This window comes from uncultured Polaribacter sp. (assembly GCF_947495205.1).
In the GTDB taxonomy this organism is placed as follows: Bacteria; Bacteroidota; Bacteroidia; order Flavobacteriales; family Flavobacteriaceae; genus Polaribacter.
This window is the reverse complement of the sequence record NZ_CANLXV010000018.1, coordinates 1-22,214: the sequence shown is the minus strand read 5'-3', so window position 1 is coordinate 22,214 and position 22,214 is coordinate 1. Positions and strand designations below refer to the sequence as shown.

The window sequence follows — 22,214 nt, the reverse complement described above, 5'->3', positions numbered from 1 at the left end:
TTATGGCAAAAATTAAATTAGAATACATTTGGTTAGATGGTTACTTTCCAACTCAGAACATGAGAAGTAAAACCAAAGTTGAAGAACATGAAAACTTTCAAGGAACAGTAGAAGAATTAGGAAATTGGTCTTTTGATGGTTCATCTACAAAACAAGCTTCAGGAGGTTCTTCTGACTGTATTTTAAAGCCAGTTGCAATTTACCCAGATCCTGCAAGAATTAATGGATACTTGGTAATGACAGAAGTTTTAAATGCGGACGGAACTCCACACGAATCTAATGGTAGAGCTACAATAGAAGATGATGATAATGATTTCTGGTTCGGTTTTGAGCAAGAATACTTTATTATGGATTCTAAGACTCAGTTACCTTTAGGTTTCCCAGTTGGTGGTTACCCAGGTCCTCAAGGAATGTACTACTGTTCTGTTGGTGGAAAAAATACTTTTGGTAGAGATTTTGTAGAAGAACATGCTAATTTATGTATTGATGCTGGTTTAAACTTTGAAGGAATTAACCAAGAAGTTGCTTCTGGACAATGGGAATTCCAATTGTTTGCCAAAGGAGCTAAAAAAGCGGGCGATGAAATTTGGATTGCACGTTATTTATTAGACAGATTAACTGAAAAATATGGTTGGTATATTGAGTATCACCCAAAACCAATTAAAGGAGACTGGAACGGTTCTGGAATGCACGCAAACTTCTCTAACTCTATCTTAAGAACTTGTGGTTCTAAAGAAAAGTACGCAGAAATCTGTGAAGCTTTTAGACCTTACACAAAAGAGCATATTGCTGTTTATGGTGAGTTTAACGAGCAACGTTTAACTGGTTTACATGAAACTGCATCTATTAACGATTTCTCTTGGGGAGTTTCAGATAGAGGAGCTTCAATTCGTATTCCAATTATCGCTGTAGAAAAAGGATATAAAGGATGGTTAGAAGATAGAAGACCTTCTTCTAATGGAGATCCATATAAAATTGCTGCAAGAATTATTAAAACGGTTAAGCCAATTAAATAATTTTAGTAAAATAAATTTAAACAAAAAGCTCGCAAATTAAATTTGCGAGCTTTTTTTTATGCAGTAGTTTTAAAAACTAAATAAATAAACGCAATATAACCAACAAACAAAAAGAATCCTTTAAATCTGCTTAAAATAAATTTTTTGGGTATAAAAACTAAAGGCAATAAAACAGCAGCAAAACCTAACATCCAAAAGATATCTCTAGACAATATTTGTGGTTCTGTTATTGGTATTTGCTTTATTAAGGCAGTTAAACCCAAAACAGATGCAATATTAAAAATATTAGACCCAATTAAATTTCCTAAAGAAATTGCCTTTTCTCCTTTTGCAATTGCAATTAAAGAAGCTGCTAATTCTGGCACGCTTGTACCAATAGCAATCATGGTTATAGAAATTACACCTTCACTAACGCCCATATTTTTAGCAATATTTTTTGCGCCATCTACTAAAAATTCAGAACCAAAATACAAAGCAACACCACCAATAAATAACCAAATAAAAATTTTAGTATACCCAACTTTTTCTAGAGATTCATCTACTTCTTCAACTTCTAGCTCCTCTTCTCTTGCTTTTTTTATCAAAATGAATAAAAATACAGCCAAGGCAATTAAAAGGAATACGCCTTCCAGTAATGTGAGCACATTATCATTGTATAAAAAATAATACAATGCCCCAGAAAAAAGCATCATTGCAGGCCAATTAAGCTTATAAAAATCTTTATCTACAGCAATAGGACCAATTAACGCAGTAATACCTAAAACCAAACCAATATTTGCAATATTAGAACCAATTACGTTATTAATGGCTATTGCAGGAGAACCATCTAAAGCAGCTTGTAAACTAACTAATAATTCTGGTGCAGAAGTGGCAAAAGAAACCACAGTCATACCAATAACCATTTTAGACAAATTTAGTTTAAAAGATAAGCCTATAGAAGATCTCACTAAAAACTCGCCACCTAAAATTAGTAAAACAAAGCCAAGTATTACATAAAAAATATCCATAAAAAAACTTTTTGCGAAGATACATTTTTATCACTTTAAGAAGATCAAAAAAATAAAAACAGTGCATTTGGTAAGTTTTAACAAGCTATTTGCCTTTGGTTTATAAAAACAACACAAAAAATCACTTTATTTTATTACACTTTATAACACTTAAAGCTATTATTTATTCATAAAAACAACAACTATATAGGTTTATAACTTATATATTATAACTAAAATAATATTTTTAGTTACAAATGTAAAATCAAATTTATGAATATATCACAATCTGTTTGGTAGTAAGCTTTCTTTAGTTATATATTGAGAAAACAATTTCGAAATTACCCCATTTTACTAACTTAAAAACAACTACTATGACAACAATTATTATTACTACCGCTAAAGACCTTACAGATCTTATTTTTACGATACTATTCTAAAACTAAGTTTTAGCAACTCTTTTTTAAGAGTTGTTTATTTTCATTAAATTTGAGAAACATTTTTTTTAATGAAAACACAACTATTTAAAATTCTTGCAAGAATTAACAAGATTATTTTACCTTCTTTCACAAAAAAAAGATTGGATATTGCAAAAGCTAGCAAACTACAATTGGCCATAATTGGTTGGCGGGCTTTTGTTACTAAAAATTCATTAACATAAAAACATACTATTATGACAAAAGAACATGTTACCATTTTTTCAGGTTCATCTATTATTGTAAGAGGCTTACAAAACAGACTAGATGATTTAAAAATAAATTCTATAATAAAAGATCGTGTAGAGTCTGCAAGACTTGGCGGGTTTGGAGAAACAAGAAGTGCAGTAGAATTAATGATACTTAATGTTGATGTTGAAAAAGCACAACCAATTGTAGATGCTTACAAAGCGGAAATTAATTTATAAAAAAACGCAATAGATTTTCTATATTAAAAAAATGCGTTTATATTTGCACCCGCTTAAAGGCCATGTGGCGCAACTGAATAGCGCACTTGATTACGGCTCAAGAGGTTCTAGGTTTGAATCCTAGCATGGTCACAACAAAACCAGTACTTTACAACAACTTTGTAAAGACTGGTTTTTTTATTTGCATGAAATTTGCCCGAAAAATATATTTTATTTTACGCTACATCAACCTAAAAACTGAACTTGTAATAATTTTGTTCTTTATTTTTTAGTCTTAACAACAAACATTAAAATATCAAATAAGCGCAATGCTTTTTCTAAAATTAAGCTACAAAAAATGTTTTTAATAAAAACCAACATTAAAACATTTATAAGCGCAAGATTGTTGTATTTTTTTAATATTAATTTATGTATCTGCAATTAAAATTCTATTTTTAGAGTTCTAAAAAATTGCACGCTATACATGTCATTATTTCAAACTTCTGTTCTAAAGAATTACATAAACCTACAAGAAACGGCTTTAGTAGAAAAAGCCTATAAAAAGTATGCCAAGTATTTTTTAAATCCTACCATTCAAGAAAACATAAGAAGTTCTAAAGAAGAAGAATATCAAGGTATTTTTTTAACTGAGTTGTTTGTAAATATCTTAGATTATACCTTAAAACCAAAAGCTAATTTTAATTTAGTTGCAGAATATAAAAATCAGAATAATGCACGTAAAGCAGATGGCGCCATTTTACAAAATGATGTTGCCTTAGCTGTTATAGAATTAAAAGGAACCAATACCAAAGATTTAGAAAGCATACGCAAACAAGCGTTTGATTATAAAGCAAACCAAAAAGGTTGTGTTTATGTAATTACTTCTAATTTTGAGAAATTACGTTTTTATATTAATGATGCTACAGAGTTTTTAGAATTTAATTTATTTGAACTTACCAAAGAACGTTTTCAACTCTTTTACTTGTGCTTACATAAAGACAATATATTAACCAATGTTGCTTTAAAAATTAAAGAAGCATCTATTGTACAAGAAGAAAAAATTACCAAAGATTTTTACAAAGATTACTCTCTTTTTAAAAGAGAATTGTACAGAGATTTGGTAAAACAAAACATGACAAGGGGCTTAACAAGGGACTTAAGTCCCTTGCATAAAAATGAAAGTCTCTTGCATAACAGTGAAAGTCCTTTGTTACATCAAGAAAAAACAACAAAACTAGCGCTCTTTAAAAAATCTCAAAAACTAATAGACCGTTTCTTATTTATCTTTTTTGCAGAAGACAGAAGTTTATTACCAGCAAATAGTACAGAACTTATATTACAAAAATGGAAAGCAGATATAGATTTTGGTGATGACAGACCATTATACAATCTTTTTAAACAATATTTTCACTTTTTAGACCAAGGAAGAAAAGGTACAAAAAGCAGAGGAGAAATTTACGCCTATAATGGTGGTCTTTTTAAACCAGATGCTTTACTAGATAGCTTAACAATAAATAGCGATTTACTTTACAAACACACCCACAAATTAGCAGGTTACGATTTTGAAAGCCAAGTAGATGTAAATATTCTAGGTCATATTTTTGAAAACTCTTTAAATGAAATAGAAAGCGTAAATGCGGAAATTGAAGGTGCAGATTTTGACAAACAAAAAAGCAAACGTAAAAAAGATGGTGTTTTTTACACACCCAAATATATTACCAAATACATTGTAGAAAATACGGTTGGTAAATTGTGTGAAGAAAAAAAAGCAGAATTAGGCATTAAAGAAGAAGAATACTTTAAAGGACGTAAAAACAGAAAAAGCGAAACCATTAAAAATTTGGTTGCTCTTTTAGATGCATATAGAACTTGGTTGTTACAACTTACCATTTGCGACCCAGCTTGTGGCTCTGGTGCATTTTTAAACCAAGCCTTAAACTTTTTAATTGCAGAACATACGTATATAGACGAATTAAAAACCAAAGTTTTGGGTGGTGGTTTACAGTTTTCTGATATTGAAAACACCATTTTAGAAAACAACATTTTTGGAGTAGATTTAAACGAAGAGTCTGTAGAAATTGCCAAACTCTCTTTATGGTTACGTACAGCACAACCTCGTAGAAAACTAAACGATTTAAGCAGCAATATAAAATGTGGTAATTCTTTAATTGATAGTAAAACCGTTGCTGGCGATAAAGCTTTTCATTGGGAAACACAATTTCCTAACGTATTTAAAGAAAAAAACAAAAAACCTTATCATATAACAACAGCCATTCATGATAGTAGAACCTCTACAAGAATGGAAAAATATAAAGTTAGAGAACGCAGAGAAATGGGTACAAATCCTTACCCAAATGTAATTTATTTTACGCCAGAAGACGATGCCAACATTAGTAAAACCATTGCAGAAATTGTACAAGAAGACAATTTAAACCTATTGGCATACAACATTTGTGCAGATCATATTCATTTATTATTGGTTTGCGAATTGGAAGAAATACCTGCCATTATGCAAAAAATAAAAGGGCGTACTTCTTACAACAACAAGAGAGACAACAAGGGGAATAACAAGGGGCTTAAGCCCCTTGCAAAAAAGGAAAAAGAAAAAGAAAACAACAAACCTTTATGGCAACAAAAATACAGTGCACCAAAAGAAATAACTTCTGAAGAGCAACTTTACAACACTGTAAAATACATACAAACCAATAGAGCAAAACACGAATTACCAGCGCATAAAAAAGCAACGCAACAAATTATAGATGCGATGTGTTGTACAAAAGCGAAAGCTTTTAAAACGGAATATACAGGTGGTTTTGATGTGATTATTGGCAATCCGCCTTATGTACAAGTTAATAAAGATAAAGTATTCTATGATAAAAAATATCAGACCTCTAAATGTGGTGATTTATACGCGTTTTTTTATGAAAAAGGAATAGAAATACTAAAAGCTAAAGGTATCTTTTCTTATATAACTCCTTCTTTATTTATTAAAGGATTGAGGTACGAAAGCTTGAGAGAATTTTTACTTGAGAATACAAATATTATAGAAATATCAGATAAAGGTGATGGGGTTTTTCAGGATGTTCAGATGCCTACAGCAATATTAATAGCAGAAAAATCTATGAACAATAATCAAATTTGGGATAATTTTATTCCAAATGGAATTTTAATAAATAAAATTCAAAAAGATTCAATATACCTTTCAGATTTAACTAAAATAAAACGTGGGTTAGAAATAGGTAAAGATAAAGTTCTAGAATTTGACCTTTCAAATATTAAAATAATTACAGGTGAGGATGTAGCTAGGTATTTAATTAAAAACTATAAATCAATTTCAAAAGAAACTTATGGTAAATACAAAAAAGATAATAGTTTTTTTGACAATGAAAGAATAGTAATTCGAGAAACAGGAAATCGAATTACAAGCTTTTATGTTTCTGAAAAATTACAACAAAATAGAAGTTTATATTCTATTCTGTTGTGTAAAGATAATTTTGATTACAAATATTTACTAGGTCTTATTAATTCATCTTTAATGCAGTTTTATTATAAAAATAAATATGCTGCAAACACTAATGTATTTCCTAAAATAAGAATAGCCCAAGTGAAAAACCTACCAATAAAGAATATAATTCATACAAAACAAATACCTTTTATTGATAAAGTAGATATAATGCTATCTATAACCAAAAATTTTCAAAAGATAGTATTAAAACTCCAAACCTACCTCAAACAAAAATTCCAATTAGAAAAACTCTCCAAAAAACTACAAAACTGGCACGAGTTAGAATTTGGAGACTTTATAAAAGAACTCAATAAGGCCATAAAAGTCAGCAACAAGAATTGCAAGGGGCTTAAGCCCCTTGTTAAGCCACTTGCAAAAAAAGACGAGTTTGAGTGGTTAGAGCTTTTTGAAGAAAACAAGCAAAAAGCCCAAGCACTACAAATCCAAATAAACCAAACAGATGCAGCAATAGATAAAATGGTTTATGAATTGTATGGTTTAACTGAGGAAGAAATTGCAATTGTAGAAGCTAGTTAGTTTATTACAATGGGCTTAAGCCCCTTGTTAAGCTCATTGTTAATTGAAAAACACAAAACAATATCAATTTAAAAACCCCAAGCATAACACTTGGGGTTTTCGTCTAACCAAACTTAGTATAAAAATACTAACTACTACTATCTTTAAAAATCTTAAATACACCTAGAAAAACACCTAAAGCTATTAAAATTACCTCAAAACCATCTATTGGTAAACCAGGTGGCGGCGGTGGCGGAATTGGTGGTGGCACAACTTGTGCATATCCTATAAAAGGAACCAGCAAAACAACCAAAATAAGTAAGTATTTAATTTTCATTTTTTTTTATCTTCTATAGTTAAGACACTATATAATTTAAAAAGTCACAAAATTTAAAAGAAAAAGTAATATTTTTTTTATGAGTAGATTTACTCAATATATTTTCGAAGCGCAATTCTGTGCTCTGGTAGGCTTTTCTTGTAGTTTTTTACCACCAATTCTAAAATCTCAGGTTTATTTTTACCTACATCTTTTTTATGAACATAGCGAGAAACATACAAATTAAATTGTTCATTTTCTTTTTCGAAAATTAAAAAATGCGTTTCATTTAGCGCTCTTATAGCAATCTCATTTCCAGAAAAAGCTTCACTTTTATCTGTAAAGAAATCTGAAAACTCAAAATAATCTAGAATAGTATCCATATTAAATTAATTCTGCAGAAAGGCCTAATTGTAGTAATTTAGAACATCTTGGTTCTAAATCTTTAAACTCGCCAGATTTTACGGTACATTTTCCTTTATAATGTACCAAGGTTGCACATTGTTCTGCTTGCTCAAAACTATGATCGCAAACGGCCACTAAAGAATCTATTACATGATCAAAAGTATTTACATCATCGTTATGCAACACAATTTCATGCTGAAATACTTCTTGCTCTAATACGTCTACTTCTTCTTGTATTTTTTCTTTTGTACTCATACTTGCAAAATTAAGACTTATTATATTTTAATGCAACCCAATTGTTACGTTGTATATATGTTTCTAATTTTAAATTGTATTTAGAAACTTCTGCATCTATAACGGGTATGTCTTCTTCATAAAAACCGCTTAACAATAAAATTCCTTTTTCTTCTAAACAATTGGTGTAAATTTCCATATCCATCAATAAAATATTTCTGTTGATGTTTGCAATAATTACGTTGTACTTTTTATTGATTAATAAAGATGAATCGCCTTCGTAAACACTAATATGTTTGCAATTGTTGCGCGTAACATTTTCTAAAGAATTTTCATAACACCAATTATCAATATCTATAGCATCTAAAGGTTTTGCGCCTTTCATTTCTGCAAAAATTGCTAAAATTCCGGTGCCACAACCCATATCTAGCACTTTTTTATTTTCTAAATTTAAATTTAATAAATGTTGCACCATCATGTGTGTGGTTTCATGATGTCCTGTACCAAAACTCATTTTAGGTTCTATTACAATATCATATTTTAAATTAGGATTATTATGAAAAGGTGCTCTTATACTTACTAAACCATCTACTTGTATGGGTTCAAAATTCTTTTCCCATTCTGCATTCCAATTGGTTTGTGCTACTTCTTTTTGATTGTATTTAATAGAAAATTCTTTAGAATTTAATACAAAAACGGTTTCTAAAATACCTGCATTCCAATCGTTTTTCTGAATGTAAGCCGTTACACCATTTTCTGTTTCTACAAAACTTTCAAAACCTATATTACCTAATTCTGCTATTAAAATTTCTGTAGCTGGTTCTTTTGGTGCAACCGTAAAATTGTATTCTATATAAATATTATCCATAAAATTATTCTAAAAAAAATGCATCAAGATTTTAAAAATCTCAATGCAAATTTATTGGTTTTTGTTTAGAAAAACGCCTTTTATATTGCTTTAATAATAGCTGTAAAATCAGCTACTTTTAATGCAGCACCACCAATTAAACCACCATCTACATCTGGCTTAGAAAAAATTTCTTCTGCGTTTGCTGGTTTTACACTTCCACCGTATAAAATAGATACATTATCTGCTACTTCTTTAGTATATTTCTTTTCTATAATGCTTCTAATAAACGCATGCATTTCTTGTGCTTGTTCTGGACTTGCAGTTTCTCCTGTACCAATTGCCCAAACTGGTTCATAAGCTAAAATAATACTTTTAAAATCTGCGCCTTTTAAATGAAATAAAGCATTACTTAATTGACTTTCTACTACTTCAAAGTGCTTGTCTGCTTTTCTATCTTCTAACAATTCTCCAAAACAAAAAATAGTTTCCATTTTGTTTTCTAAGATTGTATTTACTTTTTCTGCCAAAGCGGCATCTGTTTCATTAAAATAGGTTCTTCTTTCTGAGTGTCCTAAAATTACAGTTTTTACACCAATAGCTTTTAACATTTCTGCAGAAACCTCGCCTGTATATGCACCATTTTTTGCTTGATGCATGTTCTGTGCAACTACTTCTATTTTAGATTTTTTTGCAGTTTTTACAGAGGAAGCTAAATTTACAAATGTTGGCGCTACAATAACACGCGTGTTTTTTAGTTTCTTATCTTCTATTGCTTTCTTTAAATCTTTAATTAACGTTTTACTCTCTTCTTTTGTATTGTTTAGTTTCCAATTTCCGGCAACAATCTTAGTTCTCATAATTAGTATTTTAATGTTTTAAAAACAGTTTTTTAACTTTTAAATTCTGATGTAAATTTAAGAAACCAAAACTAATTTTAATACGATTATATAAATAGTTACTAAAACGATTTATAAAACCGTATTCAAAGCTTTTTCAATATCAGAGTCTGAGGCGCTTGTGGCTTTAAAAAGTGCTATTTTGCCGGTTTCATCAATAACCATATATCTTGGTATCCATCCTAAATTAATAAAATCTACAAAATCGCCATCTTTCATTCCTTTTGGTAAATTATAATGTTCTCCTTGCAAATTAAATCTTCTTACACCGTTTTTCCATGCAGTTTTACTAGTATCTACAGATAAAAATAAAAAAACTACATTGGGATAACTCTTTTGCAAATTTCTTACCGCAGGCAAAGCTCTTATGCAATCTCCACACCAGGAAGCCCAAACATCTATTACTATTTTTTTGCCTTTATACTTCTCTAAAATTGCCTTTATTGTAAACGACTCTTTGTTTAATGCATATGCGCTATCCTTTAATGCCAATTCAGAAAATTGTGTAGGTTTTTCTAAATTACAACTCATTAAAAAGAGCATACAAATTAGGGTAATTTGATTCATTATATTTTAAATTATATTTAATTTTTTGTCTTGTTCTGGTTGAAAAGCTTACAAAATAAAGTATTTTTGTGCAACTTTATAAAAATTATGACCACACAAGAACTTGTTGCCCAAATTAGAAAGAAAAAATCGTTTTTATGTATTGGATTAGATGTTGATTTAAACAAAATTCCAAGTCATTTGTTAGCTGATGAAGATCCTATTTTTGCTTTTAACAAAACCATTATAGATGCTACTCACCACCTTTGTGTGGCTTACAAGCCTAACACAGCTTTTTATGAAGCTTATGGTTTAAAAGGATGGCAATCTTTAGAAAAAACTATTAATTATTTAAATACAAATTACCCAGAAATATATACCATTGCCGACGCAAAAAGAGGAGATATTGGAAATACGTCTACCATGTACGCAAAGGCATTTTTAGAAGATTTAGCGTTTGATTCTGTAACTGTTGCCCCTTATATGGGTAAAGATTCTATAGAACCTTTTTTAGCTTTTAAAAATAAACATACCATTATGCTAGCCTTAACTTCTAATAAGGGAGCTTTTGATTTTCAGACCAAAAAAATAGACGATATTGAGCTTTACAAACATGTTTTAGAAACTTCTAAATCTTGGCAAAATTCAGAAAACCTAATGTATGTTGTTGGTGCAACAAAGGCGGAATATTTTAAAGAAATTAGAAAAATTGTACCTAATTCTTTTCTATTAGTGCCAGGAGTTGGTGCACAAGGTGGCAGCTTGCAAGATGTTTGTAAATATGGTTTATCAGAAAATATTGGTCTTTTAATAAACTCTTCTCGAGGAATTATTTATGCTTCTAACAATACAGATTTTGCAGAAAAGGCTGCAGAAAAAGCAAAAGAACTGCAACTACAAATGACCATGTTTTTATAATAAAATCTTTAAGATTTTTTTTCTTATAATTAAAAAAGCCAGAGAAAAATTCTCTGGCTTTAAAATATTACTTAAATAGGTATTACTAATTAATATCTGGATTTCCGTCAATTTCTCTGATAGGAATTTCAAAAATCATTTTAGGATCTAATGCTGGTATTACAATATCTGCTCCTGGTTGTACTAAATTTTCTCTTCCATCTTGCCTATTTAAACCAACACCGTTTCTAGCCATATCAAAAGAAGCTAATCCTTCTCCCCACAATTCTATTCTACGATACATTAATATCTCGTCTATTAAGCTTTGACCAGTATTTGTAGATTTCACATAAGCATCATCACGAGTAGTATTAAGGTCAAACAAAACTTGTTGTGCTTCAGCAATTTTATTTTGTCTTGCTAATGCTTCTGCTTTTGTTAAATAAAATTCAGCATTTCTTAAATATATATAATCTCCAATAAACACTCCTGGTCCAGGTTGTGCTATAAATTTTAAACTTGTGTATTTAGGCGTAATATTATAATGACTCCAAGTTCCTGGAACAATTACCACACCAGAAGAATATTCTTGATCAGCAAACCATTGTTTTCTTCTATCAGTGTCTGGTATCATATTATACAAGTTAGAGTTTACGGTTTTAAAATGATTCCAACCACTATACCCATCATTTATCTGACTTATATGCGAAAAGAAAGATTGATATATTTCTGAGGTAGTTGCAGTAACTTCTGCACCCCATATTGTTTCTGATAAAGATAACTCATCAAAACCATGCATTACATCTGTACTCAAAGAACCTACCTTCATTGCAATATCTGCAAATTTCTCTGCCTCAGACCAATTTTCATAAGTTAAATGATATCTAGCTAAATAAGCGGCAACTACATTAGCATCTACCACTTGTACGCTTGGTCTATTGTAGTTTTTTAATCCGTTATAAGCTAATGTTAAATCACTAAGTATTTGCATTTTTACTTCACCAACAGGAACTTTTGGCGAACCAAGTTCTGCACCGTTGTTTAGAGGAATTGATAGTTCTGAATCAACTGCCTTTGTGTGTTGATATATACGTAATAAATAAAAATAAGCAATAGCTCTGTAAGCGTAAGCTTTGTGTTTAAAAGCAAGAACATTTTCGTCTGTTGCTGTATCAGGAATAAGATTGATTACTTCATTTGAATCTTTAATTATTCTGTAAAAAAATGTCCAAATAAAATCATTATCACCTGATGTTAAAATAGTATTGTCATATCTATTCCAAGCTCCAAACCAGGTGCTTCTGCTCATGTCGATATCATTACTTCTTAAATCCATTCCTAGATCAATTGCTTTCATTCCGAATTCAATTTCTCCATTTTCTCCATCTCTAAAATAAGATAGAATAGCACCATCTATAGCTTCTATACCAACAGTACCTCCAGATGCTGATATTTCATTAAAATGAGAAGTGGTTAAATATCTTTCATCTTCAAAATTTTGATCTAAATCTGCACATGATGTACCTAAAGCGGCAATAACAAACAGCGCTAAATACTTTATATTTTTTATTTTAAAAAATTTATATAGTTTCATAATATTTTATTTAATTAAGTTTAACATTTACTCCAAATGAAATTGTTCTATTGGCTCCAAATTCTGCAGATGATGTACCTGCTATACTAAGTCTTGGGTCATAACCTTGCCTTGCACTATATAACAAGAAACCATTATTTATTGTACCATAAAGCCTAATACTTTCTATATTATATTTTTTTGTAACTTCATTTTTTAATAGATATCCAAAATTAATATTATTAATACTTAAGTAACTTTGATCTATTAAACGCATGTCTGTAGTTCTGTATTGGTCTGTCTCTAAAGGATCTACCCTAGGCAAACTTGCAGTTGGGTTATCTACTGTCCAAGTTTGATCATAGCCTGCAAAGTTGGTAACATTGGTTGTTGCACCCAATAAACTAAAAAACTCGTTATCTATACCGTAACCTCCTAATTGGTATGCAAACTGAACTGCTAAAGAAAAGTTACCTAGTTGAATGTTTGTACCAAAACCACCTGTTATTGCTGGTATTGCTTTTTTATCTAAAAAATACCTGTCTGCTTCGGAAAAAACTTCTGTAATAACATCCTCTCCGGTTGCAGGGTCTACTTTAAACCATCTTGCATTTCCGTTTTCTGGGTTTACTGGTGCAGATTTTCGCATATAATAATCAAAAATACTTCTCCCAACAACTCTTCTAAAATTTCCACTTTGAATAGAATCTCTTCCTACTGGAAGTTTTGTAATTTCATTCTTTAAAGTAGAAAGGTTAGCGTTAATATTTACATTAAATTTTTCCTTTTTTACAGCATCTACAGCAACTTCAAATTCAAATCCGCTGTTTACCATAGAACCAACATTTTCTGGTATAGACGGGTTACCAGAAGAAACACGAAGTGGTGTATTAAATAAAAGATCGTTTGATGTTTTATTGTAGTAACCTAAAGAAAGATTTACCCTATCTAACAAACTCATCTCCAAAGCAACATCAAAACTAGCTGCTCTTTCCCATGTTAACTTATTGTTTCCTAAGAATAAAAGCTGCGCAGTTAATTCTTCGTTATTTTCATCAACTTCGTATTGATTTTCAAAAGCTACCAAATTTCTTCCGCCTCCAGGATATAATATTCTGTCATTACCTGTTGTACCATAGTTTGCTGCTAATTTAGCATAACCAATAGTATCAGAAAAATCTTTCATAAATTCTTCATTACTAATAACCCATGACGCACCAGCAGACCAAAAAGCTCCCCAACGCACACTAGGATCAAAAACAGATGAAGCATCATACCTTCCTGTTAAGTTAATATAATAACTATTATCTAATCCATAAATAAATCTAGAAAAATAACCCTCTGTAACATAACTTGTATTATAATTACTAGCACTAATATATTTAGAAGTGTTATCTAATATTGGACTAAAACCACCTACAATATTATACTTTGTAAGACCCAAAGTGGTAAAATTTTCCTCATAAGTTTCATGTCCTAAAAGAACATCATAACTGTTACGACCCTTAGAATTTTTCCAAGTTAATAATTGTTGATTGGTAAACGCAGAAAAATTATCTCTGTTATTAGTTAATAAACCATTTTGAGATGCTGCAAATGCACCAGCTCCTGGTCTTGTAAAATCTGTACCTTGATCTATTTCTGTTAAAAGGTTTGCTACATATTCAAATTTTATATCAAAAGGTAAATCAATTTTAGCTCTAAAACCGATATTAAAATTATCTCTTTCATTTGTCTCCGTAGTATTCTCTATTACTGCAAGCGGATGTTCTCCTGGAGCATAATTTCTAGGACCTCTTATATTGCCTCCTCCGAAATCTTGAGGAACACCAAAGTCATAAGCTCTACCCCCAGGGTTATTTGGATTTAATATTGGATTCCAATCAGCATCATATTGAAATACTGGAAAAACAGGCGCAATTCTTCTTGTCCAAAAGAAAGCGTTTGAAAAAGTATTACCACCATCTCCTGGCACTGATTGACTATAAGATTTAGCATAAGAAACATCTCCTGTTAAAGATAATACTCTAGCTATTTTTCTAGCATTAACTTTAAAACGAGCTGTGTGTCTTTTAAAGTTACTTCTTACTGTATAACCATTATTTTCTTCTGTACCTAAAGAAAAGTAATAGGTTGTGTTTTCTGAACCACCTGAAACATTTAAATTTGTTGAGCTAAAAGTAGCTTGATTTCTAAACAACTCATCTTCCCACCTATCATTAACTAACAAGTTTGCAGCACTATTTAATTTCCCTGTAAGAGGATCAACCAAGGTTTCGTCTGAAACATCGTATAAATTGTAACCTAAAGCCCCTATTAAATTATTAGATGCTGTTTGTCTTGCTTGAGCTATTGTTACAGGTGTGCCTGCTTGTCCTTGTGCATAAAACTCAGAATTTGCTAACACACTATGATACGATTCATAAAATTCTCCGGGAGTTTTAATTATATCATATTCTTTTGTACCTCTTTGCGTTATACCATATCTAGTATCAATATTTATTAAAGTTTTGTTTTTACTCCCTTTCTTGGTAGTAATTAATAAAACTCCATTAGAAGCTTTATTTCCATAAAGAGAAGTAGAAGAGGCATCTTTTAAAACACTTGTAGATTCAATGTCCTGAGGATTTATACTATTAAGACTTCCTGTATAAGGTACACCATCTAAAACAATAAGAGGAGCACTATCTGCATTAATAGATCCAAATCCTCGTATTCTAATTATAGGATCTGATCCAGGTTGCCCATCAGCTTGAATAATTCTTAATCCTGATACTAGTCCTTCTAAACTTTTTACTGGGTTTGAAAAGGTTGATGCTTCAATCTGCTTTGCATCAATAACACTTACAGAACCTGTAAGAGATGCTCTTGATTGGGTTCCGTAAGCTACAACTACTACTTCATTTAAAGAACTTGCATCCTCTACCAGAGTAATATTAAGCAAATTGCTATTTGAAATTGTTTTTTCTACCTTTTTGTAACCTAAATAACTAAAAACAAGAATATCTCCTTGACTAGCATTTATACTAAAGTTTCCATCAAAATCTGTTTCTGTACCTTTGGCTGTTCCTTTTATTAAAATAGAAACTCCGGGTAAAACACTGTTGTTATCCTTTACAGTTCCAGTTATAATTTTTTTTTGCGCATTTGTTATTAAAATTACACAAAAAAGCATAGCAAAAAATAAAGGTCTTTTTAAATTTTTTTTCATTTTCTATTTGTTTGAATTAGTTGCTGCAAATTTCTTAAATTTTTCCTAAAACAAAAAATATTGACGCAATAATTTTAAATATAATTTAACGAAATGCTAAAATCGTTAAATTATTTTTATCGAAAATCGTTTTTTGATAAATATAACGTAAAGAGGTCTAGTGTTTTAATATATAAAACTTCCCAAATAAAAGTGTATTTTTTTTTAACAAAAACCCCTAAAATATATTTAAGTCTTCTAATTAATATTTTCTTAAGGTATTACAATTTATAACCCTAATTTTTAAACGCTTAAAAATTATAATTATATGTGGTTTACTAAAAATAGCCTTTTCTATTTTTAGTAAATTAAACTTAAAAGTTAAAATAATTGCCGTTGTTTTTTTCTAACGAGCTTTTTCCATTGATGAAAAACATATTTTTCAACGAAAAATCAAAAAAACAACAGCAGAATATGAAGAATGTTTTTTTCAATAGTATGTATAAGGTTTTCTTTACCATTACCAAAAACATAGGAAATTAATTGCCTTTGATAAATTTTTATAAAAACAGCTTACTTAATAATTTTTATTAAAGTTTTAAAACTTAAAAAGGTTTAAAACTATACTTAGAAGCACCTTAATAGCAATACTTTTTGCAGTTCTAAAATAAAAACTTACCCTAAGTGCATGCTATCAATTTTTGATGCTAAACTCAGAATTTTGAATCGAAGTATGTTTTAAAACAAATACTATAAATTACTTGTTGTCTTGCAGAGCAAAAACTTGTTTTAGTAAAGCAGTATTTCTTAACCCTGCTTTTTCTCTAATTCCTTTCTCTTCCACCTCTATCATAGTAAAAACCCCTTTTAAAGCTTTTTCTGTAACGTAAGCCGTTAAATCTGGATTTACTTTTTTAGTAAATGGTATGGTATTGTATTTCGCAATTAAATTAGACCAAATTTTATCTGCACCAACTTTAGAAAAAGAGTTATTAATTACTGGTGAAAAGCTATTATACAAGTTTTCTTGAGTTTTAGATTGTAAATAAGTAGTAGCCGCAGTATTTTCTCCTAAAAGGATATTTTTAGCATCTGCAAAAGACATTTCTTTTACTGCACTTACAAATATTGGTGTCGCTGTTTTTACAGCGTCAGAAGCCGCTGTGTTTAATGCTGCAACTCCTTTATCTGCCAAACTACCTAAACCAATTTTACGTAAAGCTTTCTCTACAGATTGTAGTTCTTGTGGCATTGCTATTTTCACCAATTCATTAGTTAAAAAACCATCTTTTGTAGTTAACTTACTTACCTGATTTTTAATACCATTTTCTAACGCTTGCTTTAAACCATTGCCTATTTGTGCTTGAGATAAAGCACCTCCACCACTAGGTAAGTTACTCACTACATTTTGCAATTCTGCACAACTCACCAACTGAATTGCTACTACTAAAATTAAAATTCTTTTTATCATTATTACTTCTATTTATCTTAATATTAAGAAACCGTTTTCTATTAAAAGTCACTATTTATTGAAAGCTATCTGTTTTCTTGTCATACCCATAAGGGCAATGCTTACAACCACTTTTACAGCAATGACCTCTTTTTAAATGAAATTGTGCAGTAAAAACTTTATACCCTTGCTCATTTTCATAAAAATCTCCTTCTTCTAAAGGTACTCTTTTATTATACATGCATCTAACACTTTAGCATTTCATCACAAAAATAGAACTTTAAAACATAAAAAAAGCGTTCTTGAGAACGCTTTTTTTTTAGTTTTTATCTTCTCCTGGAGGAAACCTAGAAATAATCTCTTGCACGAACTCTTGAATTCGTTCTTCTTTTTTAGCCCTATTTTGTGTTCTTAGAGCCCCAGTGCCTACTCCTTGCCAAACCAATTCCTTTTTATTTTTGTCGATAAAATCTATAAACAAAGTTCCTTCTGTATATTGCGAAACATTTAAATTATTATTCGCTCCATTCCATAACCAAGGATTCCAACCCCAGCCCCAGCCAAAACCTGCGCCCCATGCAAAATTATTGTTTTGATTTAAATTTACTTTTTCTCTAGATTTTGTAAAAATACTTACCAAAATATCTGGGCTGGTAGATTTCACAAAACCTTGTAACTCTAGTTCTGTTTCTATTGCTCTTAAAATTCTTTTTTTATCTAAGTCAGAAATTTCTGCTTTATCAATTCCTGATTTATAAAATGCATAGGTTTTATATTTTTTAAAATCTATATCGTCATCAAAATCTGTAGTTACTTTAACAACACTGCAAGATGATAAAAATACAACCGCAAGTAATCCTATAATTTGAATATGTTTCATTGTATGTTTTTTTTCAATTAGCACCAAAAAACATGCCAATTTTAATTAAATTAGCAAAACTGATACGTTAAATTAAATGTAAAAACATTAACTTTAAACAAGCTTCTAAGAAGTATTCAAAATTTATTCTTTATTCATATTTTGAAGTTTCTAAAATAAAGGTCCAAAAAAGTGATAGCAACACTGGAATAAATTGCATACCATATTCTAAAACCACAAAGTAAAAAGACTTTAAATACACCAAATAAATAAATGTAAACAGCAAATAAGCAACAAAAACAACGCTGTAAATTAACACATACTTCCTAGCCATACTAGCTAATTTCTTGTAACGAATAATTGAAAATAAAAAAGAGAAAAGCTGAAAAACACCTAAAGGAAAAGCAATTAAAAAGGAATATACTAAATATTCCGAATCAAAAATTGCAAATAACAAAGAACCAATAAAAAGCGTTATTAAAATTCTATTTATCCAAATTGCGATTGAGCTATTCTTTTTCATTCATTTAATTTTACTACGTTTATCTCATATCTGTTTATTAAAAAAAGAAACAAATCATTACCAAAAGAATAGCCAATATAGGCAACAAAAATTATGAAACAGCAAAAACCCTTAGCTTTTTTTTTGGCTTTAATACTTAAAACACGCCATATATAACAGCAGTTAAATTGAGGCTTTAAATGCACAAGGATTCACAACTTTCCATTCCTTCATAAATAAATAAGTCGTAATAGTTTTGCAACTTTTAACACTAAAAATATCTTTTAAATTTCTACTTCTTTTTAGAAACAATTATATTTACAAAAATATTTATCAAATGAAAAAAATACTTTATATATTAATTGTAGCAATTAGTTTTTCTTGTTCTGAAGATGAGAATTTTGATGCAGAAAACATTGCAGACATTGAAGCTTATTTATTAGAAAATAATTTAAACGCTCAAAAAACAGGGTCTGACTTATATTATATTATAAGCAATTCTGGAAATGGAAACTCACCTACTTTTAACTCTACAGTTACAGTGGGATACAATGGTTACTTTTTAGACGGTACATCTTTTGACAGTTCTGAAAGTGCTACTTTTAATTTACAACAAGTAGTTCCTGGTTTTAGTGAAGGCATTAGACTTTTAAAACCCGGTGGTTCTGGTACTTTTATTTTACCCTCCAAAATAGCCTATGGCACAAGAGGTTCTGGAACAATACAACCTGGAGACATTATTGTTTTTGACATTACACTACAACGCATTAATTAAAATTATTTAAAATGAATTTATTAGGAATAGGCTCTAGAATTAAGCATTCAGAATTTGGTTTTGGAGTGGTAACCAACGTAGACCACAAACAATATTGGGTTACTTTTATAGAAAGCGGTCTAGAAACCATTGCTCTTAACGATACTTTTGAAACTATAGAAGCTGTAAATGATGAAGTTGACGCCGTTAGTTTTATGGATGTTGAAAGCAGCTTAAAAAAGATTTTAAGAAAATGGTCTGACGCTACAGAAATTACACCTATTGCAGACAAATGGAGAAATGGTACGTTAATATTACAACCACAAGACGCTAATTTATCTAACAAAGAAATTCCTATTGACACCTTTTTTCATAAAATAGTTATGGTTCGCGATCGCATTCGTGTAATGGAACAAAAAATTAATTCTAGTAAAACTTTAGAAGATCAAGACAAAATAGATTTACAACAATACATTACTAGAATATACGGTAGTTTAACCACTTTTAATGTACTTTTTAAAGCAAAATCAGACAATTTTGTAGGTGCAAAATCAAAGTAAACACACTAAAAACATTCCATAAAAAAAGAGTAGCAATTTTAAATTTGCTACTCTTTTTATTTTTATTGATAATTATTAAAAAAATTATCTTCTTGATTTATTTTTACTTTTAGGTGCTCTGCTTACTTTCTTTTTACGTCTGTTAAAAGGTATAGCATCATCAAAAGTATGTTGTGCCGTTGTATGTTTTGTTTTATTCTTTTTCCAAGAATTATTTTCTGGCAATAACTTCTTTAACAAATCTGGTCGTCCAACTTTATTCAACGTATTTCTAATCCAATCTTTGTTTTCTTTTTTGTACCAAAAGAAAAATTTATGTTGGTCTTCTTTCTCCTTTTTTGTTTTTGGCGTTTTAGTTGGTTTTAATGTGTAGGGATGATAACCTGAATAATAAATTACAGTAGCAACCGTCATTGGAGTTGGTGTAAAACCTTGTACTTGCTCTAACTGAAAGCCCATATCTTTGGTTTCTGCCGCTAAATTTGCCATATCTTCTACTTCAGAAGCTGGGTGACTAGAAATAAAATAAGGAATTAATTGTAAATTCAGTTTTTTCTTAATATTAATACGATCAAAACGCTCTTTAAACTTATGAAAATACGTAAAAGACGGTTTACGCATCAACTTTAAAACAGGATCTGAAGTATGTTCTGGCGCCACTTTTAAACGTCCAGAAACATGTTTTGTCATTACCTCTTCTGTATAAGCATCTAGCTCTTTTGGATCTGCATTTTTGTTAAATTCTGGCACCAACATATCATGTCGAATTCCACTTCCTATAAAAGATTTTTTAATTTTTGGGTGTTTATCAACAGCTTGGTACAAATCTGTTAAAGGCTTATGAGACGTATCTAAATTAGAACAAATCACTGGCGATATACAACTTGGCGCAACACATTTATCGCAAATTTCTTGCACCTTACCTTTCATTTGATACATATTAGCAGAAGGCCCACCAATATCAGACAAATATCCTTTAAAATCTGGCATATTTGCAACCTTATCAATCTCTTTTAAAACCGATTCCTGACTTCTACTCGCTATAAATTTTCCTTGATGCGCAGAAATTGTACAAAAACTACAACCACCAAAACATCCTCTGTGAATGTTAATTGAAAACTTTATCATTTCATAAGCAGGTATTGGTCCACGCTTATCATATTTTGGGTGTGGTAATCTTGTAAAAGGTAAATCAAAAGAACCATCAATTTCCTTTTCTGTCATTGTAGCAAAAGGCGGATTAATTACTAAAGTTTTATCTGCAACCTTCTGAAAAATTCGTCTTGCCTTCAATTTATTAGACTCCTGCTCTATTGTTTTAAAATTAGATGCAAATGTTTTTTTATCTTTTAAACAAGCCGCATGAGAATTAATAGTAACATCTTCCCAACCTTTAACCACTGGAATTTTTTCTTCCTTTTCATCAATTAAAACAGCCGTTTGTTTAATATTTTTTAAACTAGAAAAAGGCACACCTTTTTGTAATAATGTTACAATTTCACGTAAAGGTTGTTCGCCCATTCCATACACCAACATGTCTGCTTTAGAAGTCTCTAAAATAGTTGGCATTAATTTATCAGACCAATAATCGTAATGCGTTACACGTCTTAAAGAAGCCTCTATACCACCAATTAAAACAGGCACATCAGGAAACTTCTCTTTTAGTATTTTAGAATATACAGAAGTAGCATAATCTGGCCTAAACCCCTTATCACCATTTGGTGTATATGCATCTTTATCGCGTCTTTTTTTACTGGCTGTATAATTAGAAACCATAGGATCCATACAACCACCTGTACAACCAAAAAACAATCTTGGTTTCCCTAATTTTTCAAAATCCTGTAAATTATCATTCACACTTGGTTGTGGCACAATTGCCACGCGCAAACCATAACTTTCTAAAATTCTACCAATTACAGCAGGTCCAAAAGAAGGATGATCTACATAAGCATCTCCACTAAATAAAATTACATCTAAATAATCCCAACCACGTATTTTTACTTCACGATTTGTAGTTGGTAACCAGTCTGTTAATTGATGTTTTTTTGTGCCTTCCATATAGTGCAAAAATAAGGAGAAAAATTTTGAAGTACTCCTCTTTAAATTGTTTTTACCAATATATTCAATTAAATGTATAAGATATACTTATTATTAGAAGCTATTTCCAGCTTTCACTACTCGCTTTGCGCAAAAAAGCGCAAGAGCTCAAACAAGCCGTTCAATCTGGGCTCATATCTTTGAGATGTTCAAAGATATCTAAATTTTCTATCTTTAGA

General features: G+C 30.2%; 21 protein-coding genes and 1 tRNA gene. 8 read left to right on the top strand and 14 right to left on the bottom strand.

Annotation, left to right across the window (positions count from 1 at the left end; all coding sequences use genetic code 11):
* Positions 1 to 2 precede the first annotated feature (2 nt).
* Complete coding sequence (locus tag Q0762_RS13505; protein WP_298767590.1) at positions 3 to 1,016, top strand: glutamine synthetase beta-grasp domain-containing protein; 1,014 nt, start codon at positions 3 to 5, stop codon at positions 1,014 to 1,016.
* A 56-nt stretch (positions 1,017 to 1,072) separates the two neighbouring features.
* Here Q0762_RS13505 and Q0762_RS13500 read toward each other — a convergent pair whose 3' ends face one another.
* The gene (locus tag Q0762_RS13500) at positions 1,073 to 2,023 is read right to left on the bottom strand and encodes a calcium/sodium antiporter (protein ID WP_298767588.1); all 951 of its coding nucleotides are present in this window, start codon (positions 2,021 to 2,023) and stop codon (positions 1,073 to 1,075) included.
* Positions 2,024 to 2,510: 487 nt separating this feature from the next.
* Here Q0762_RS13500 and Q0762_RS13495 point away from each other — a divergent pair, with 487 nt between their 5' ends.
* From Q0762_RS13495 to Q0762_RS13480, 4 genes are all read left to right on the top strand, one after another.
* Entirely contained in the window at positions 2,511 to 2,663 is a 153-nt protein-coding gene (locus tag Q0762_RS13495) for an SsrA-binding protein (protein ID WP_298767586.1), read from the top strand.
* 12 nt (positions 2,664 to 2,675) lie between these two features.
* The gene (locus Q0762_RS13490) at positions 2,676 to 2,906 is read left to right on the top strand and encodes a DUF2007 domain-containing protein (RefSeq protein ID WP_298767584.1); all 231 of its coding nucleotides are present in this window, start codon (positions 2,676 to 2,678) and stop codon (positions 2,904 to 2,906) included.
* 58 nt (positions 2,907 to 2,964) lie between these two features.
* A tRNA-Arg gene (locus tag Q0762_RS13485) sits at positions 2,965 to 3,038 on the top strand.
* 331 nt (positions 3,039 to 3,369) lie between these two features.
* On the top strand, positions 3,370 to 6,927 hold the full coding sequence (locus Q0762_RS13480; protein ID WP_298767582.1) for a TaqI-like C-terminal specificity domain-containing protein: 3,558 nt from the start codon (positions 3,370 to 3,372) through the stop codon (positions 6,925 to 6,927).
* Between the two features lie 127 nt (positions 6,928 to 7,054).
* On the opposite strand, the gene Q0762_RS13475 is transcribed toward Q0762_RS13480, so the two are convergent.
* The 6 genes from Q0762_RS13475 to Q0762_RS13450 all read right to left on the bottom strand — a co-directional run bounded on the left by Q0762_RS13475 (position 7,055) and on the right by Q0762_RS13450 (position 10,174).
* Positions 7,055 to 7,243, bottom strand: a complete 189-nt coding sequence (locus Q0762_RS13475; protein WP_298767581.1) for a hypothetical protein — start codon at positions 7,241 to 7,243, stop codon at positions 7,055 to 7,057.
* A gap of 89 nt (positions 7,244 to 7,332) precedes the next feature.
* Positions 7,333 to 7,605: a hypothetical protein gene (locus Q0762_RS13470; protein ID WP_298767579.1), complete on the bottom strand. Its 273-nt coding sequence runs from the start codon at positions 7,603 to 7,605 to the stop codon at positions 7,333 to 7,335.
* 1 nt (position 7,606) lies between these two features.
* Positions 7,607 to 7,882: an ATP-dependent Clp protease adaptor ClpS gene (locus tag Q0762_RS13465; RefSeq protein ID WP_298767577.1), complete on the bottom strand. Its 276-nt coding sequence runs from the start codon at positions 7,880 to 7,882 to the stop codon at positions 7,607 to 7,609.
* A gap of 10 nt (positions 7,883 to 7,892) precedes the next feature.
* Positions 7,893 to 8,729 carry a 50S ribosomal protein L11 methyltransferase gene (gene prmA / locus Q0762_RS13460; RefSeq protein ID WP_298767574.1) on the bottom strand — a complete coding sequence of 279 codons (837 nt, stop codon included), beginning with the start codon at positions 8,727 to 8,729 and terminating at the stop codon, positions 7,893 to 7,895.
* Between the two features lie 80 nt (positions 8,730 to 8,809).
* Complete coding sequence (gene tpiA, locus Q0762_RS13455; RefSeq protein WP_298767572.1) at positions 8,810 to 9,568, bottom strand: triose-phosphate isomerase; 759 nt, start codon at positions 9,566 to 9,568, stop codon at positions 8,810 to 8,812.
* Between the two features lie 111 nt (positions 9,569 to 9,679).
* The gene (locus Q0762_RS13450; RefSeq protein WP_298767570.1) at positions 9,680 to 10,174 is read right to left on the bottom strand and encodes a TlpA disulfide reductase family protein; all 495 of its coding nucleotides are present in this window, start codon (positions 10,172 to 10,174) and stop codon (positions 9,680 to 9,682) included.
* An 87-nt stretch (positions 10,175 to 10,261) separates the two neighbouring features.
* Here Q0762_RS13450 and pyrF point away from each other — a divergent pair, with 87 nt between their 5' ends.
* The gene (gene pyrF, locus Q0762_RS13445; protein ID WP_298767567.1) at positions 10,262 to 11,071 is read left to right on the top strand and encodes an orotidine-5'-phosphate decarboxylase; all 810 of its coding nucleotides are present in this window, start codon (positions 10,262 to 10,264) and stop codon (positions 11,069 to 11,071) included.
* Between the two features lie 85 nt (positions 11,072 to 11,156).
* Here pyrF and Q0762_RS13440 read toward each other — a convergent pair whose 3' ends face one another.
* The 6 genes from Q0762_RS13440 to Q0762_RS13415 all read right to left on the bottom strand — a co-directional run bounded on the left by Q0762_RS13440 (position 11,157) and on the right by Q0762_RS13415 (position 18,645).
* The gene (locus tag Q0762_RS13440) at positions 11,157 to 12,644 is read right to left on the bottom strand and encodes a RagB/SusD family nutrient uptake outer membrane protein (protein ID WP_298767565.1); all 1,488 of its coding nucleotides are present in this window, start codon (positions 12,642 to 12,644) and stop codon (positions 11,157 to 11,159) included.
* 10 nt (positions 12,645 to 12,654) lie between these two features.
* Positions 12,655 to 15,834, bottom strand: a complete 3,180-nt coding sequence (locus Q0762_RS13435; RefSeq protein WP_298767563.1) for a SusC/RagA family TonB-linked outer membrane protein — start codon at positions 15,832 to 15,834, stop codon at positions 12,655 to 12,657.
* A gap of 736 nt (positions 15,835 to 16,570) precedes the next feature.
* On the bottom strand, positions 16,571 to 17,284 hold the full coding sequence (locus Q0762_RS13430) for a DUF4197 domain-containing protein (RefSeq protein ID WP_298767561.1): 714 nt from the start codon (positions 17,282 to 17,284) through the stop codon (positions 16,571 to 16,573).
* Positions 17,285 to 17,339: 55 nt separating this feature from the next.
* Entirely contained in the window at positions 17,340 to 17,504 is a 165-nt protein-coding gene (locus Q0762_RS13425; RefSeq protein WP_298767559.1) for a DUF5522 domain-containing protein, read from the bottom strand.
* 78 nt (positions 17,505 to 17,582) lie between these two features.
* Positions 17,583 to 18,143 carry a DUF4136 domain-containing protein gene (locus Q0762_RS13420; protein ID WP_298767557.1) on the bottom strand — a complete coding sequence of 187 codons (561 nt, stop codon included), beginning with the start codon at positions 18,141 to 18,143 and terminating at the stop codon, positions 17,583 to 17,585.
* A gap of 130 nt (positions 18,144 to 18,273) precedes the next feature.
* Entirely contained in the window at positions 18,274 to 18,645 is a 372-nt protein-coding gene (locus Q0762_RS13415) for a hypothetical protein (protein WP_298767555.1), read from the bottom strand.
* 316 nt (positions 18,646 to 18,961) lie between these two features.
* Between Q0762_RS13415 and Q0762_RS13410 the strand changes: the two genes are divergently transcribed.
* Together Q0762_RS13410 and Q0762_RS13405 are read left to right on the top strand one after the other, a co-directional pair.
* The gene (locus Q0762_RS13410; RefSeq protein ID WP_298767553.1) at positions 18,962 to 19,399 is read left to right on the top strand and encodes an FKBP-type peptidyl-prolyl cis-trans isomerase; all 438 of its coding nucleotides are present in this window, start codon (positions 18,962 to 18,964) and stop codon (positions 19,397 to 19,399) included.
* 11 nt (positions 19,400 to 19,410) lie between these two features.
* Positions 19,411 to 19,938 carry a hypothetical protein gene (locus Q0762_RS13405; protein ID WP_298767551.1) on the top strand — a complete coding sequence of 176 codons (528 nt, stop codon included), beginning with the start codon at positions 19,411 to 19,413 and terminating at the stop codon, positions 19,936 to 19,938.
* 84 nt (positions 19,939 to 20,022) lie between these two features.
* On the opposite strand, the gene Q0762_RS13400 is transcribed toward Q0762_RS13405, so the two are convergent.
* Complete coding sequence (locus Q0762_RS13400; RefSeq protein WP_298767548.1) at positions 20,023 to 21,996, bottom strand: YgiQ family radical SAM protein; 1,974 nt, start codon at positions 21,994 to 21,996, stop codon at positions 20,023 to 20,025.
* Positions 21,997 to 22,214: the final 218 nt, after the last annotated feature.

Bases quoted from the DNA above. Each gene is read 5' to 3' on its own strand.
- Q0762_RS13505 (WP_298767590.1), top strand. From the start codon at position 3: ATGGCAAAAATTAAATTAGAATACATTTGGTTAGATGGTTACTTTCCA.
- Q0762_RS13500 (WP_298767588.1), bottom strand. From the start codon at position 2,023: ATGGATATTTTTTATGTAATACTTGGCTTTGTTTTACTAATTTTAGGT.
- Q0762_RS13495 (WP_298767586.1), top strand. From the start codon at position 2,511: ATGAAAACACAACTATTTAAAATTCTTGCAAGAATTAACAAGATTATT.
- Q0762_RS13490 (WP_298767584.1), top strand. From the start codon at position 2,676: ATGACAAAAGAACATGTTACCATTTTTTCAGGTTCATCTATTATTGTA.
- Q0762_RS13480 (WP_298767582.1), top strand. From the start codon at position 3,370: ATGTCATTATTTCAAACTTCTGTTCTAAAGAATTACATAAACCTACAA.
- Q0762_RS13475 (WP_298767581.1), bottom strand. From the start codon at position 7,243: ATGAAAATTAAATACTTACTTATTTTGGTTGTTTTGCTGGTTCCTTTT.
- Q0762_RS13470 (WP_298767579.1), bottom strand. From the start codon at position 7,605: ATGGATACTATTCTAGATTATTTTGAGTTTTCAGATTTCTTTACAGAT.
- Q0762_RS13465 (WP_298767577.1), bottom strand. From the start codon at position 7,882: ATGAGTACAAAAGAAAAAATACAAGAAGAAGTAGACGTATTAGAGCAA.
- prmA (WP_298767574.1), bottom strand. From the start codon at position 8,729: ATGGATAATATTTATATAGAATACAATTTTACGGTTGCACCAAAAGAA.
- tpiA (WP_298767572.1), bottom strand. From the start codon at position 9,568: ATGAGAACTAAGATTGTTGCCGGAAATTGGAAACTAAACAATACAAAA.
- Q0762_RS13450 (WP_298767570.1), bottom strand. From the start codon at position 10,174: ATGAATCAAATTACCCTAATTTGTATGCTCTTTTTAATGAGTTGTAAT.
- pyrF (WP_298767567.1), top strand. From the start codon at position 10,262: ATGACCACACAAGAACTTGTTGCCCAAATTAGAAAGAAAAAATCGTTT.
- Q0762_RS13440 (WP_298767565.1), bottom strand. From the start codon at position 12,644: ATGAAACTATATAAATTTTTTAAAATAAAAAATATAAAGTATTTAGCG.
- Q0762_RS13435 (WP_298767563.1), bottom strand. From the start codon at position 15,834: ATGAAAAAAAATTTAAAAAGACCTTTATTTTTTGCTATGCTTTTTTGT.
- Q0762_RS13430 (WP_298767561.1), bottom strand. From the start codon at position 17,284: ATGATAAAAAGAATTTTAATTTTAGTAGTAGCAATTCAGTTGGTGAGT.
- Q0762_RS13425 (WP_298767559.1), bottom strand. From the start codon at position 17,504: ATGTATAATAAAAGAGTACCTTTAGAAGAAGGAGATTTTTATGAAAAT.
- Q0762_RS13420 (WP_298767557.1), bottom strand. From the start codon at position 18,143: ATGAAACATATTCAAATTATAGGATTACTTGCGGTTGTATTTTTATCA.
- Q0762_RS13415 (WP_298767555.1), bottom strand. From the start codon at position 18,645: ATGAAAAAGAATAGCTCAATCGCAATTTGGATAAATAGAATTTTAATA.
- Q0762_RS13410 (WP_298767553.1), top strand. From the start codon at position 18,962: ATGAAAAAAATACTTTATATATTAATTGTAGCAATTAGTTTTTCTTGT.
- Q0762_RS13405 (WP_298767551.1), top strand. From the start codon at position 19,411: ATGAATTTATTAGGAATAGGCTCTAGAATTAAGCATTCAGAATTTGGT.
- Q0762_RS13400 (WP_298767548.1), bottom strand. From the start codon at position 21,996: ATGGAAGGCACAAAAAAACATCAATTAACAGACTGGTTACCAACTACA.